Here is a 237-nt window from a genome sequence, read left to right on the forward strand (position 1 = left end):
CCGTAGGGCTTGTGTGCCGCGATTTCCTGGTCCACCCACTTGAGATTGGTCTCGTTGCCGGGGAAAACCTTGATGAAGTGGCTGCGCGGCATGCCCGCCTTCTCGACGCACAGATCCCTGATGGCCCGTTCGTAGCGGCGCACTTCGTCCACCATGCCGCGTACGCTGTCGCACAGGGCCTCCAACTGCTTCGCCGCGAAGCGGATCTTCATGAGCTCGGCGGAAATCTGCTCCTGG

At 62.4% G+C, this 237-nt stretch carries 1 protein-coding gene; it reads right to left on the reverse strand.

The window, feature by feature from the left end; all coding sequences use genetic code 11:
* Positions 1-237, reverse strand: a 237-nt coding sequence (locus tag ACTFO6_RS19745; RefSeq protein WP_439935990.1) for a sigma-70 non-essential region-containing protein, incomplete at both ends; no start/stop codon positions are given.

The organism is Pelomicrobium sp. G1 (assembly GCF_051905455.1).
GTDB lineage: Bacteria > Pseudomonadota > Gammaproteobacteria > Burkholderiales > UBA6910 > Pelomicrobium.